The sequence below is a fragment of the Limnobacter sp. CACIAM 66H1 genome (assembly GCF_001601825.1).
GTDB lineage: Bacteria > Pseudomonadota > Gammaproteobacteria > Burkholderiales > Burkholderiaceae_B > Limnobacter.
Window position 1 is genome coordinate 38,524 of record NZ_LUJK01000001.1, and the last position, 12,964, is coordinate 51,487.

A 12,964-nucleotide genomic window follows, 5' to 3' on the forward strand; every position below is an offset into this window, starting at 1 on the left:
AGGAGAGATCAGTGAGAAATTCAAGTTTTAAACTCAGCGCCCTGACGCTTGCTGTTGTCGCTGCAACAGCTGGCCTGGCGTTGCAGAGTGGTTCTGTGTCGGCCAAGTCAGGTGGTGTTACCTGGGAAGACATCGTCAACGATGAAAACACTCCGAAAGACATTTTGAGCTACGGCTTTGGGCCGAAGGCGCAGCGCTACAGTGCCATGACCGCGATCAATGACAAGAACGTGGCCAATCTGGTGCCAGCGTGGTCTTTCAGTTTTGGCGATGAAAAGCAGCGCGGCCAGGAAACGCAGGCCCTGGTTCATGATGGCGTTATTTATGTTACGGGTTCCTATTCCCGAATGTATGCATTGGATGCGAGAACAGGTGCAAAACTTTGGCAGTATTCTCATCGATTGCCTGAAGATATTCGACCCTGTTGCGACGTGGTCAACCGCGGGGCGGCCATTTTTGGCGACAAGGTTTTCTTCGGCACCTTGGACGCGGGCATTGTTGCGCTAGACAAGAAAACCGGCAAGGTGGCTTGGCGTGAAAAGTTCGAAGACCACACCGCTGGCTACACCATGACAGGGGCTCCCACCTTGGTGAAGGATCAAAAAACAGGCAAGGTACTGTTGATTCATGGTTCTTCCGGAGACGAATTCGGTGTGGTGGGCAAGCTCTACGCACGTGATCCGGAAACAGGCAAGGAAATCTGGATGCGTCCTTTTGTTGAAGGACACATGGGGCGACTCAATGGAAAAGAAAGCACTCCTACAGGTGATCCTCGAGCGCCGTCCTGGCCGGATGATCCGAACAGCCCCACTGGCAAAGTGGAAGCCTGGAGCCAGGGTGGTGGCGCTCCATGGCAGTCTGCCAGCTTTGACGTTGAAAACAATCTGATCATCGTGGGCGCAGGTAATCCCGCTCCCTGGAACACTTGGTATCGCACACCCAAAGGTGGAAATCCGCTGGAGTACGACAACCTGTACACCTCAGGTCAAGTTGCCGTAGACCCCAGCACGGGAGAAGTGAAGTGGTTTTACCAACATACACCCAATGACGCTTGGGACTTCTCTGGCAACAATGAACTGGTTTTGTTTGAGTACAAAGATGGCGGCAAAACCATCAAGGCCACAGCACACGCTGACCGAAACGGGTTTTTTTATGTAGTGAATCGAGCGGACGGCAAATTCATTCGGGGTGTGCCTTTCGTAGACGGCGTGACCTGGGCCAAGGGCATTGACCCGAAAACCGGCAGGCCGATTGAAGTGGCCGGGCAGCGTCCTCCTCCCCCGGAGCCAGGTCAGGATCGCGGCAAATCTGTTGAAGTATCTCCTCCGTTCCTGGGTGGCAAGAACTGGAACCCCATGGCCTACAGTCAGGATACTGGCTTGTTTTATATCGGCGCCAATCACTGGAAGGAAGATTACTGGACAGAAAACGTGACCTACAAGAAGGGGTCTGCGTATCTTGGTCAGGGGTTCAGGATCAAGCGTATGTACGACGACCATGTGGGTGTATTGCGTGCCATGAATCCTGTTACAGGAAAAGTGATCTGGCAGCACAAAGAGAAGTTACCGCTTTGGGCCGGCGTCATGGCCACCAAAGGCAATCTGGTGTTCACAGGGACAGGCGATGGCTTCTTCAAGGCCTTTGATGCAAAAACCGGCAAAGAGCTTTGGAAATTCCAGACGGGTTCAGGAATTGTTTCCTCCCCGATTACTTGGGAAATGGATGGCGAACAGTACATTGGTGTGGCCAGTGGTTATGGTGGTGCAGTGCCACTTTGGGGTGGTGACATGGCCGAGCTGACCAAGCCAGTGCCGCAAGGCGGTTCATTCTGGGTATTCAAGCTGCCCAAGATGATTCAGCAAGCCTCGCGTTAATACGACGTCAATTTTCCTCTCTTCATCCTGGAAGACGTTGTTGCTTAGGATGGGTTTGCTTTGCAGGGCAATCCCATCCGTTTTTCTTTTTTGGAATGACTCAATGAACTCAATCAAGTGTTATGGATTGACAATAATGGCGGGGCTAATGGTTGCCGTGAATGTTCAAGCCTGTGAACTACAGCCCGGAAGCCACTGTAAAAACGCCAACCTCACCGGCATGGATTTACGAAATATGGAATTGAGTGCGATCGATTTGTCGGGTGCGGACCTAAGGGGAGCGGACCTGCGGCATGCTGATTTGCGGGGGGCTAATCTTGAAGGAGCCAACCTGACTGGTGCCAATCTGACCAGGGCTGATTTGAAGCGCGCCAATTTGCGCAGAGCCGATTTTACCGATGCAACATTAGATGCCGTGCAGGCTTACGCGGCTTTTGGTCAAGTAGCAAACTTCACACGCACGAGTCTGATAGCGGCTGATTTTTCGTTTGCCAGGGTTAATCGGGCCAACTTTACCGGTGCTAACGCACAGATGGCCAGTTTCGAGAAAGCCTGGATGGAGAAATGCAGCCTGGTGGATTCCAACTTCAACAATGCCAATTTGCAGGAAGCCAAAATGAATATGGTTGACTTTGATGGCAGCACAATAACAGGGGCCCGAATTCATTACGCCACGTTTCAGGATGCCAATTTTGAGGGTTGTACTGGCTGCCCCGTGGGTTGGTAAACTTCAATCAACTGGAGACTCACTGCAAGGTGAGTCATCGCTGCTGTGGTGTCTACATTCAACTTCTGTTTGATAATAGAAAGGTTGTTGGCGACTGTTTTTGCACTGAGATTCAATAGTTTGCCGATTTGTCTGGATGAATATCCCTTTGCAATCATCAGAAAAATTTCATTCTCACGACCTGATAGTGTGGCGAGTGCGTTGCTTCCTGTGTGTTTTGAGCAAACAAGCCCGGTGGCCAGACGATGCTCAACATAGAATTCGCCCTCCGAAATTGTCCGAATCGCCCGGGCAAACTCTTCAGGTTCAGCTGATTTGCTGACGAAAGCGCATGCACCAAGTTTCATGGCACGACTCACCAGGCCAAGCTCATCGTGCATGCTGAAAAACATTACACGAGTCGCCGGTTGTCTGCGCAAAATTTTTGTTGCCAGATCCAGACCGGAGATGTCGGGGAGATTGACGTCAAGTACGACCAGTTCGTGTCGTATTTCTGTCCACTTGAGCCAAGCTGATTGGGCGTTGTCCGCATGATCGATTTGCGCCAAGCCATTGCAAATCTGATTAATGATTTGTGAGTAGCTTTGACGAATTAGTGGATGATCATCAACAATCAAGTAATTCATTCGAGTGTGCTCTCTGGTGTGTTTTGTGCAAATGCACGGTCACGCCCGTGCTGTGTTTTTGTATACGAAGACGTGCTCCAAGTTCTTTTGCCCTCACTTGCATAGAGCGAAGACCATAACCGGATTTCAACTCTTTTGATGAGACACCGTTGTCTTCAATTTTCAAATCGAGGTAGTCCCGAGTGTTGACCAAGCTCACGGTGACTTTATTTGCATTCGAGTGTTTGTAAATGTTGTGAAGGGACTCTTGGACAATCCGGATGATGTGTACTACTTCTTGTGCGACCAAGGTTATCGCTGGTGACACTTCACACGAGGCTTCAAGTTCACATTCAATGTAAGTGACTTGCATCCATTTCATGCAAATCTGGTTCAAGGCCTCATTCAGGTTGACTGTTTGTAGATCCATTGGATCTAACTCGGTGATCAGATTCCGGATCACGCGGTGGGCCTCTTCCAGTTCGTCGGATACTGATTTCAGGGTCTCTAGACCAGAGGCTGACATCTCAGACTGAGTTTGAATGTTTAGTAAATAGACTCGGGCACGAAGACCTGCGATTATCTGTCCCAGATTGTCGTGCAGTTCACTGCCAAGGCGTCTGCGTTCCTGTTCTTGAGAGTTAATCAGTGAAATCGACAAAGACTTATTGTCTTCTCTGGCTTGCTTGAGTGTCAGTGTGGTGGCATTGAATTGACGGGCTATAGCCTGAAGTTCCACAATCGGGCTGGTTTCAGGCAGCTTTGTTTCAAGGTGGCCATCGCGCATTTCTGTCATGGCGCGACTAAACTGACGCATTCGTTTAAGAACGTCATTGAGCCCAAACTGAATTAACGCGATGCACAAAAGTGCGGAGACAAGAAATACAAAAAATGTCGAAGTCAGACTTTCCCAGACTTCATCGAGCTCATCCTCCGGTGTGGCGTACACAGTCCACATCTGAACCGGGTCGAGGTGAATTGAATACTTTTGCCAATCACTGCCAACATCACCCAAAGTCCAGTTAGCCAGCCAGGAAGGCATGCTCACATTGAGGCTTTGATTCACCAAGTGCGGTGGCTGCGTTGAAATCCGGATGTGTCTGAACTGCAGATTTTTCGCCTCTTGCGCACCGATTCGGTCATATTCAATCAGCAGTGCCAGGCTTTTCGCGACATGCGTTGCGGATTCCAGTTCTTCTCGGATGTCATCCCTCGCTTGTATCACAATAAGACTGGCAGACAAAGCGAAGCCAATTGAGAAGGTCAGGGGAACCCATATCAATGATCGTAGTGAGAATTTCATGCAAATATCTTCGAATAAGCCGTGCGCTGACGCCAGGGAATATTTCCCGTTTTCTTGGACTCTGCTTGCCCACACAATGAGCTCGGCGGGATTTTTTAGAGACAGCACCCCAATCAATTCATTGGCGGCGCTGTTAGAATCTGACACACATAATTTTCACAATCAGGTTTGCCGCCATGTCCACTGCACTCAGCCTTCGTCGAATCAGCCGCATGTCCAGCAACGGCTGGGATCGTTTGTTCAAATCAGAATCCATGGTTCGCGCTGGTTTGCAGCCGTTTGAAATCGTTCATCAAAGCGGTATTCACAGCGTTCGCCATTACCTGCCCTTGACTGAAGAAAGCATCACCGTGGGTGACGACACGCTGCCAGTGAGCAAAAAGCGCAACGCAATTCCGCTCGTGCTGATCGCACCCCTGGCCGTGAACATGTATGTGTATGATTTGCTGCCTGAGCGCAGTTTTGTTCGCTACCTGATGGCGCAGGGATTTGATGTGTACCTGATCGATTGGGGCAAGCCCACGCGCAAACAGGCTGGTTTAACTCTTGAGAATTACATCAAGGAATTTCTGCCCGCGTGCCTGAATGCCGTGCGTGAACACAGCGGTTCCAAAAAGCTCAATCTGCAGGGTTGGAGCATGGGTGGTGGCATGGCCTTGGCTTACACCGCTTTATTCAAAGACGAAAACATCAACAAAGTGGTCACCTATGGAACGCCCATCGATGGCCACGCCAATGGCGCCATCGGTCAGCAATACAAGCGCCTGGCACACTTGTTGAAGTCTGCGCGAATCAATTTCAGAAAGGTACCCGCCAAACTGTTGTACACACCGGGCTGGGCCAACGTGATCGGCTTTAAATTGCTCGATCCAGTGGGTAGCCTGAAAGGTTACTGGAACCTGATTTCACAGTTGCATGACCGAGAGTTCGTGGCCCAGCATGCCAACCAAGCTGCATTTATTGACAGCCTGGAAGCCTACCCTGGTGGTGCATTGCGCGACTGGTTCGCCAGCATTTGGCTTGAAAATGAAACAGCGCACGGCCACTTCAAAGTGGGCAAGGCCGTGGCCAACTTCAAAGACATCACTTGCCCGGTGTTGGGGATTGCAGGCAAATCGGACAACCTGGCCAACGTAGCCTGCTGCAAGCCGATTACCAAGGTTGTTGGTTCGGAGAACTCCGAATTCTTCATCGGCCCGGGCGGCCATATCGGCATCATGAGCGGCAAGGAATCGCCCAATACCATCTGGGCGAAAACCGTGAGCTGGCTAAATAGCTAACTTCGTGCAGCCACCCTTGCTTTTGGTTATAGTGAACTCACTCAGCACCAAAAGCAGTAGGAGGTGGCATGCTGAAATTCAGACGAAAAATTCTTCAGGCCGGCGCGGGCCTTGTGCTTGCAGACCCCATGTTTAGTCAACGCCGTGCCTTGGCGCAAACTCCCGAGTGCGTGGACAACCCCACACCCCGTCAAATTGAGGGGCCTTATTACACGCCTCAAACTCCCAGGCGCAGCAATTTAATCGACGGTTTGCCCGGAGAAATTCTGGTGCTCGAGGGCAGGGTATTGTCCACCGCCTGCCAACCCGTTGCCGGTGCAATAGTGGATTTGTGGAGTTGCGATGCTCAAGGTGTTTACGACAACACGGGTTTCAAGTTGCGTGGGCATCAAATCACCAATGCGCAAGGCTGGTACCGGTTTGAAACACTCATGCCCGGCGCTTACGGCAATTCAAGTTTCAGGCGAACCCCCCATTTGCATGTCAAAATTCAGCCTCCGGCAAGTTCATTGCTGACCACACAATTGTATTTTCCAGATCAACCCCTGAACCAACGCGATGGTTTCTTCAATCCAGCCTTGTTGGTGAAGATTGAACAAAAGGCGAAACAGCCCAAGCGGGCCTTGTTTGATTTTGTAGTGCCTGTGCAGGCCAGGGGATAACTTCTATGGCAGTCTTGACACGAAGTCTGTTTGCCTTGTCGGCAGTGTGGGTGACCACTGCCTGCTCCATGCAGCACACCGCAGAATCTGCCATGCGTTCAGCGCCCACTGTGTGGCTCATGGGTGAGGTTCATGACAACCCCCAAGCCCACCAGGCGCGGTATGAAATCATTGCTGAGAAGGTCAAGCAAGGTTGGCGACCTGCCATTGTGATGGAACAGTTTGACCGCGAACACCAAGGCCTGCTGCGTACGGCGCAAGATGAATGCAAAACAGCAGCTTGCATCACTTCCAAACCATGGGCGGAAAAGTGGCAGTGGGAACTCTACGAGCCAATCATTCAGCTGGCGCTTGATTACCAATTGCCTTTGTTGGCGGCCAATGTGTCGCGCGAGGACGCAAACCGCATTGTAAAGGGCGGCTACAGCGCGGCATTGGACCCTGACACGGTTGCCCACTATGAATTAAACAAACCTTTGCCACCGGCACTGGCTGAACAGCATCGGCAAAACATTGTGGAGGGGCATTGCAATATGCTGCCACCCCAGGTGGCCGAGAAGATGATTGCGGCGCAAGTGGCCCGAGATGTCTGGATGGCCAAGGTCATCGAGCAGCAAGCTGAACAGCGCGATGTGGTTTTGATTGCCGGCAACGGCCATGTTCAAAAAGATGTCGGCGTGGTGCAATGGTTGCCCGTTACACTACAAGAAACAACAACCGTGTATGGTTTCATTGAGAATTCGCAAGCGGGTGGCTCTAAGCAATTCGATGTACTGGCGCAGGTGCCGGCGCATCCCCGTGAAGACCCTTGCGAGGCATTCAAAGCCATGATGAAAAAATAAACCACACAGGCAGAGGGGACAAACAGGTGGGTAGTTCATTGCATTGGCGGTGCGCTGGCGCGCTCCTGCTCGGCGCAGCGGCGTTTTATTCTCAACCATTGAAGGCCAATGGATTTGAGGATTTTGACGACGCAGAGTTGATTGACCACATTGCAGGCAGCGTGGCCCGTGGATACGGACGCATGTATGGCTATGGCGTCGATTTCAAATTGATCGGAAAAGAAACGCCTCACCAGTCACCTTTGCTGGTTCAGTACAACGCCCCGCTTAAGCGCTGTACGTTTTTTATCAGCACTCGTGACAAAACATGGCACAGCTTTGAGCAATATCTCGAGTTTTTCGAAGGGCTGCCCAAGCAGGTGGTGTACGAGGCTTTTTTCGCGCATGAATCAGGCCATTGCGTTCAAATGCGGGAGCAAATTGATTTTGGACCTGTTCGGCGTCGTCACCGTGAGGAATTGTATGCCGACGTCTTTGCCCTGTCGCATGTCGAGCGTTATTACCCCAAGCATCGTAAGGCATTTCAAGAAGCGCAGTTAAAAATGCGTCGCGCAGCGCTGGGCATTCAAAACGAATACGACTTTTACAAAGAATTACTGAGATTGCATTACAGCCCTGGTCTTCAATCGGCATTGAAAGTGAAAAATCCGCAGGAAAGAGCGTACTCAATAGCCAAGGCAGTCGATCTCTTGTGATAGTTTGTTATCGTGATAAGCAATCAAGCTTAATCCCAAGGAAGCACAGGAGTAGTTAGCATGGATCAAATGAAATTTGGCTTGGCAGAGAAAATCAGGGAAACAACAGTCAATCGAAGGGGCTTTTTGCTCACGTCGCTCGCAGGCGGCTTTGCCGTGGCCTCTGAGCCTCTGTTCGCCCAAGCGATCAAAACAGACACGCAGGGCATCACCGCCGGTGAAGTGAAAGTACCGGTCAAAGACGGGCAAATTCCAGCTTACCGGGCCATGCCAGCCAAAGGTGGAAGTTTCCCTGTCATCCTTGTGATTCAGGAAATTTTCGGTGTTCACGAATACATTCAGGACATTTGCAGACGCTTGGCCAAGCAAGGCTACTATGCGATTGCCCCGGCGCTGTTCAGCCGCGAAGCGGATGTTTCCAACATGAGTCTCGATGCAATCTTGAAGGAAGTGGTGCCAGTGGTGCCCGATGCCCAAGTGATGACCGATATTGATTCCACCGTGGCTTTTGCCAAGGCCAGCGGCAAGGTCAATACCGCCCGTTTGGGTATTGTTGGCTACTGCTGGGGAGGCCGCACGGTATGGCTTTACGCGAACCACAATCCGGCCGTGAAAGCGGGTGTGTCTTACTACGGTTTGTTGGCAGGTCTAAAAGGACCGAACAAACCCGCAGACCCGGTGGATGTGGCCGCAAGCCTGAAGGTGCCCGTGCTGGGTCTGTATGCGGGCGAGGATAGTTTCGTGCCCGATGAGGTGGTGGACAAGATGCGTAATGAGCTGGGCAAAGGCAACAGTGCCTCTGAAATCGTGGTATTCCCAGCGGTCAACCATGGTTTTCATGCAGATTACCGCCCCACTTACGACCGACGGGCCGCCACGTATGCCTGGAAGCTGACTTTGGACTGGTTTAAGGAACGAGGCGTGTAATTCGGGGTTCAGACGGGTGCGGTTTGAGGTGAATTGTCTGCATTCATGCAAGATTGTCTTGGATTGACTTAGACAAGGATGACTCAAACCGCTCAAGCGTTTACACTTGATACACCCCAATCGTTTGGTTAAAACTCCAACAACATGAAAACCGAGAATCCTTTAGCGCTAGACAATCAGCTTTGTTTCTCTTTGTATGCCACTTCCCTGGCAATCACCCAGGTTTACAAGCCCCTGTTGCAACCTTTGGGCTTAACCTTTCCGCAGTATCTGGTGATGATGATCCTGTGGAAAGAGGACGGTGTCAGCCTCATCAATGTGGCCCGTCAGCTGGGCCAACAGCCAGGCGCACTGACGCCAGTGATCAAACGCATGGCTGAACAAGGCCTGTTGACCCGCAATCGAAGTACCGATGATGAAAGGCAACTGCAAATTTACCTCACTGAAGAAGGCAAGCGGATTCGGGAAAAAGCGCTGGACGTTTACGCGTGTGTGGTTGAACAATGTGGCATGACACCCATGGACATTCATCGATTGAAATGCGAATTGGATGCCTTGCGTGAACGACTGCTAAAAGCCTGATCGCTTGTTCGTAATTGGTTATTGCGATAACATTTGCCGATCACTGGCAAATTTTATTGAATTGTTCTTGTAAATAGTTACTGCGATAACTATTTGCTGCTTCATCCACCTAATCAAAGCAAAGGAGAAAACAATGCAAGTCGTGTACTCAACCAAAGCCACATCCACCGGCGGCCGTGAAGGCGGCTCAGCCACCGACGACGGGCGCTTGAAAGTGCAACTCAGCACGCCCAAGGAGTTGGGTGGTGCCGGCGGCCCAGGTACCAACCCTGAGCAATTGTTTGCAGCAGGCTACTCGGCCTGTTTTATCGGCGCAATCAAATTTGTGGCTGGACAGGAAAAAATCAGCTTGCCTTCCGAGCCTGAAATTACCGCCACAGTGGGGATCGGTGGCAACCCGAAAGGTGTGGGTTTTGCAATCACTGTGGACATGAGTATCAAGCTGGACGGCATGGACAAAGCCGCCGCCAATGCGCTGGTGGAGAAGGCGCATCAGGTGTGCCCTTACTCCAACGCAACCCGTAACAATGTGGATGTAAAGTTGACTGTGGTGTAAGCGCTCACAGGCTGTTAACCGTTTGAAAAGCGGTGGGCTTGAAAAAGCCCGCCGCTTTTGTTTTTTGTAGGGAAAATTGAATGGTCAAGCACTATGCCAAACCTGCGTGGATGAACAATGCCGAGGGGCAGGTACGCTGTGCAGGTTTCGAATTGGAATTTGCCGGGCTTGATTTGCAAACCGCAGCCAGTGCAGTGGCGCAAGCGGTGCGCGGCGAGGTGATCAAGGATACCCAGGCCGAATGCAAGGTAAAGCACCCACAATTTGGCGATTTCAAGATTGAACTGGACTGGAGCTTTGCCAAGAACATGGCACGCAAGCGGCTCGAAGAGCAGGGGGCCAGCGAGGATGCCGTGCTGGAATTGATGACCGACCTGGCACGTCAGGTTGTGCCTCTTGAGGTGGTTTGTCCACCAGTTCCAGTTGATCAACTCGGCATACTTGACGACATGGTGAGCGCCTTGCAACACGCTGGTGCGCTGGGTACGTCCGATTCACTGCTTTACGCATTTGGCGTGCACATCAACACCGAATTGCCTGCGCTGGATTCGAAAACACTGGTGCCCTATTTGCAGGCCTATTGCGTGTCGCAGTACTGGTTGATGAAGGCACATGACGTGGACACACTGCGTCGCTTAACGCCTTACATCGACACCTATCCCAAAAAGTACATCCATGAGGTGATGACCTACACGGCCGATACACCCTTGGAACAAATCATGGACGATTACCTGGAATACAACCCCACGCGGAACCGGGGCATGGATTTGCTGCCTTTGTTCAAACAGATTGATGAAGCGAGGGTGCTGGCTGCGGTGCAGGATGAACGCGTCAACGCCCGACCTACATTCCATTACCGCTTGCCCAACTGCGAGATTGAAAAGCAGGGTTGGGGCTTGGCCGACAGCTGGAATATTTGGTGCGTGGTGGAACACTTGGCTGCGGACCCGGTCACATTAAGGTCCATGTGTGAACAATGGACTGATTACAACGAAAACCTGATCAACTTGAAGGAAGAGCCTTGGCACCAGCAACTGGCGACCATTCACGAAAACCTGTTGTCGGTGTGACCGGCAATGCCAAATGGTGGTCGCCCTCGTGGTTCAGTATCCGGTTTGCCGTGTGGCTGGCCGGCGGCACAGCCCGGCGCATCAGCGTGAGGCACCCGTGGCCGATTTCAAAAATTGATGCCTTGATTGTGAGTGGTGGTGACGACATTCACCCCTCCCTGTATGGCGAAGAGGAAGCGCCCAAAGCGCATTACGACCCTGATCGCGATGCCCTGGAGCAGGCGCATATCGCCTGGGCTTTAAAGCACCAGTTGCCCATGCTGGGAATTTGCCGCGGCACCCAGTTGATCAATGTTAGCTTGGGTGGCAGTTTGCACATCGACATTCGCGCAAAGCGCAAGTTAACCTCAAACAGGGGCACGGTATTGCCACGTAAGACCGCTGCCTTGCGGGCCAGCAGTTGTCTGGCCTCAGTAACCCGTGCCAGCAGGTTGCGAATAAACAGCCTTCATCATCAGGCCATTGACCAACTCGGTGAGGGTATTCGAATCGTGGCTCGAGATCTGGATGGATTCGTGCAGGCCATTGAACCCGCAGAGCACTGTCACTGGTTGGGTGTGCAATGGCATCCGGAATATTTACTCTACCGCCCGCAGCAACGGCGCCTGTTCAAATGGCTTGTGCAACAATGCAAGCAAGCTTCCCTCCGCGTGTAATCCATGTCGTATCTATTGCTGTTTGCCTCTGCTTTTTTGGCGGCCACCATTTTGCCCTTTTATTCCGAAGTGGTTTTGTTTGCCATGATTCGTGCCGGTGAACCCGCTGGTTTGTTGCTGGCTGTGGCGGCAGTTGGCAATACCTTGGGATCGGTGGTGAATTGGGTGTTGGGGCGCTACTTGCTGCATTTCCAGCATAAAAAATGGTTTTACTTCAAGCCTGAGCAAATCGAGAAAATGCAAACCTGGTTTCAGCGCTACGGTGTTTGGAGTTTGTTGTTGGCCTGGATGCCGATTGGTGGCGACCCTTTAACCCTGGTCGCCGGTATCATGCGAGTGAAGCTATGGCTTTTTATTGTGCTGGTCGGTATTGGAAAAACATTGCGCTATGTGGCGGTAATTTATTTTTCTGAAATGTCGGTGGCCTGGTTTTAATCAGTTCGAACAAGAGGGAAACAAAGTAGTCATGAACCCGAGTGATTTGCCCAACCTGGATGCCAACTGTTTCAAGCAACCTGATCGTGAACTGCTGGGCGACAGCTTGTTGCATCCGCCGCGCATTTTGATTCTGTATGGTTCGTTGCGTGCACGTTCATTCAGCCGTTTGGCAGCCGAGGAAGCTGGGCGCTTGCTAACCTTGATGGGGGCCGAGGTCCGGTTTTTTAACCCGGAAGGCTTGCCTTTGGTGGATGAAGCGAATGAGCAACACCCCAAGGTTCAAGAACTTCGCGAGCTGGCGGATTGGTCGGAAGGTCAGGTGTGGAGTTCGCCCGAGCGCCATGGTGCCATGACAGGCGTGATGAAAACACAAATTGACTGGTTGCCCCTGACCGGTGGTGCCAAGCGGCCCACACAGGGCAAAACTCTGGCTGTGATGCAGGTGTGCGGTGGTTCGCAATCATTTAATGTGGTGAACCAGTTACGCGTGTTGGGGCGGTGGATGCGCATGATCACCATTCCCAATCAATCATCAATTGCCAAAGCATTTATGGAGTTTGATGAGAACAACCGCATGAAACCTTCGCCGTATTACAACCGACTGGTGGACGTGATGGAAGAGCTTATGAAATTCACCTTGCTGACGCGCGGCCACGCGCAATACCTGGTTGATCGCTATTCCGAGCGTGTAGAGTCTGCAGAAGAGTTGTCCAGACGTGTGAATCAGCGCAGCATTTAATGTTGAAT

General features: G+C 51.7%; 15 protein-coding genes. 13 read left to right on the top strand and 2 right to left on the bottom strand.

Features of this window, described 5'->3' with window-relative positions:
• The first annotated feature begins 74 nt into the window (after positions 1 to 74).
• Together A0129_RS00195 and A0129_RS00200 are read left to right on the top strand one after the other, a co-directional pair.
• The gene (locus A0129_RS00195; RefSeq protein WP_291711450.1) at positions 75 to 1,874 is read left to right on the top strand and encodes a PQQ-dependent methanol/ethanol family dehydrogenase; all 1,800 of its coding nucleotides are present in this window, start codon (positions 75 to 77) and stop codon (positions 1,872 to 1,874) included.
• 103 nt (positions 1,875 to 1,977) lie between these two features.
• Entirely contained in the window at positions 1,978 to 2,601 is a 624-nt protein-coding gene (locus A0129_RS00200; protein WP_291711304.1) for a pentapeptide repeat-containing protein, read from the top strand.
• Here A0129_RS00200 and A0129_RS00205 read toward each other — a convergent pair.
• A complete protein-coding gene (locus A0129_RS00205) occupies positions 2,553 to 3,227 on the bottom strand; it encodes a response regulator transcription factor (RefSeq protein WP_105028442.1) in 675 nt (224 codons plus the stop codon). The genes A0129_RS00200 and A0129_RS00205 overlap by 49 nt on opposite strands.
• The gene (locus tag A0129_RS00210) at positions 3,208 to 4,509 is read right to left on the bottom strand and encodes a histidine kinase (protein WP_291711306.1); all 1,302 of its coding nucleotides are present in this window, start codon (positions 4,507 to 4,509) and stop codon (positions 3,208 to 3,210) included. Before A0129_RS00210 ends, A0129_RS00205 begins: the two co-directional genes overlap by 20 nt.
• 176 nt (positions 4,510 to 4,685) lie before the next feature.
• On the opposite strand from A0129_RS00210, the gene A0129_RS00215 reads away from it, so the two are divergent.
• From A0129_RS00215 to arsH, 11 genes are all read left to right on the top strand, one after another.
• Positions 4,686 to 5,789 carry an alpha/beta fold hydrolase gene (locus A0129_RS00215; protein ID WP_291711308.1) on the top strand — a complete coding sequence of 368 codons (1,104 nt, stop codon included), beginning with the start codon at positions 4,686 to 4,688 and terminating at the stop codon, positions 5,787 to 5,789.
• A 68-nt stretch (positions 5,790 to 5,857) separates the two neighbouring features.
• On the top strand, positions 5,858 to 6,451 hold the full coding sequence (locus A0129_RS00220; RefSeq protein WP_105028446.1) for a hypothetical protein: 594 nt from the start codon (positions 5,858 to 5,860) through the stop codon (positions 6,449 to 6,451).
• Positions 6,452 to 6,456: 5 nt separating this feature from the next.
• Positions 6,457 to 7,293: a ChaN family lipoprotein gene (locus A0129_RS00225; protein ID WP_291711310.1), complete on the top strand. Its 837-nt coding sequence runs from the start codon at positions 6,457 to 6,459 to the stop codon at positions 7,291 to 7,293.
• Between the two features lie 26 nt (positions 7,294 to 7,319).
• Complete coding sequence (locus A0129_RS00230; protein WP_146106652.1) at positions 7,320 to 7,988, top strand: hypothetical protein; 669 nt, start codon at positions 7,320 to 7,322, stop codon at positions 7,986 to 7,988.
• Between the two features lie 60 nt (positions 7,989 to 8,048).
• Complete coding sequence (locus A0129_RS00235) at positions 8,049 to 8,915, top strand: dienelactone hydrolase family protein (RefSeq protein WP_291711312.1); 867 nt, start codon at positions 8,049 to 8,051, stop codon at positions 8,913 to 8,915.
• A gap of 144 nt (positions 8,916 to 9,059) precedes the next feature.
• Entirely contained in the window at positions 9,060 to 9,497 is a 438-nt protein-coding gene (locus A0129_RS00240; RefSeq protein ID WP_105028450.1) for a MarR family winged helix-turn-helix transcriptional regulator, read from the top strand.
• A 133-nt stretch (positions 9,498 to 9,630) separates the two neighbouring features.
• Positions 9,631 to 10,053 (top strand): organic hydroperoxide resistance protein, encoded by a 423-nt coding sequence (locus A0129_RS00245; protein ID WP_105028451.1) that lies wholly within the window; start codon positions 9,631 to 9,633, stop codon positions 10,051 to 10,053.
• An 80-nt stretch (positions 10,054 to 10,133) separates the two neighbouring features.
• A complete protein-coding gene (locus tag A0129_RS00250) occupies positions 10,134 to 11,123 on the top strand; it encodes an amidoligase family protein (protein ID WP_291711314.1) in 990 nt (329 codons plus the stop codon).
• A complete protein-coding gene (locus A0129_RS00255) occupies positions 11,075 to 11,779 on the top strand; it encodes a gamma-glutamyl-gamma-aminobutyrate hydrolase family protein (RefSeq protein ID WP_291711316.1) in 705 nt (234 codons plus the stop codon). Before A0129_RS00250 ends, A0129_RS00255 begins: the two co-directional genes overlap by 49 nt.
• A 3-nt stretch (positions 11,780 to 11,782) precedes the next feature.
• On the top strand, positions 11,783 to 12,214 hold the full coding sequence (locus A0129_RS00260) for a YqaA family protein (protein ID WP_291711318.1): 432 nt from the start codon (positions 11,783 to 11,785) through the stop codon (positions 12,212 to 12,214).
• Between the two features lie 31 nt (positions 12,215 to 12,245).
• Entirely contained in the window at positions 12,246 to 12,956 is a 711-nt protein-coding gene (arsH, locus tag A0129_RS00265; protein ID WP_291711320.1) for an arsenical resistance protein ArsH, read from the top strand.
• The last annotated feature ends 8 nt before the right edge of the window (positions 12,957 to 12,964 follow it).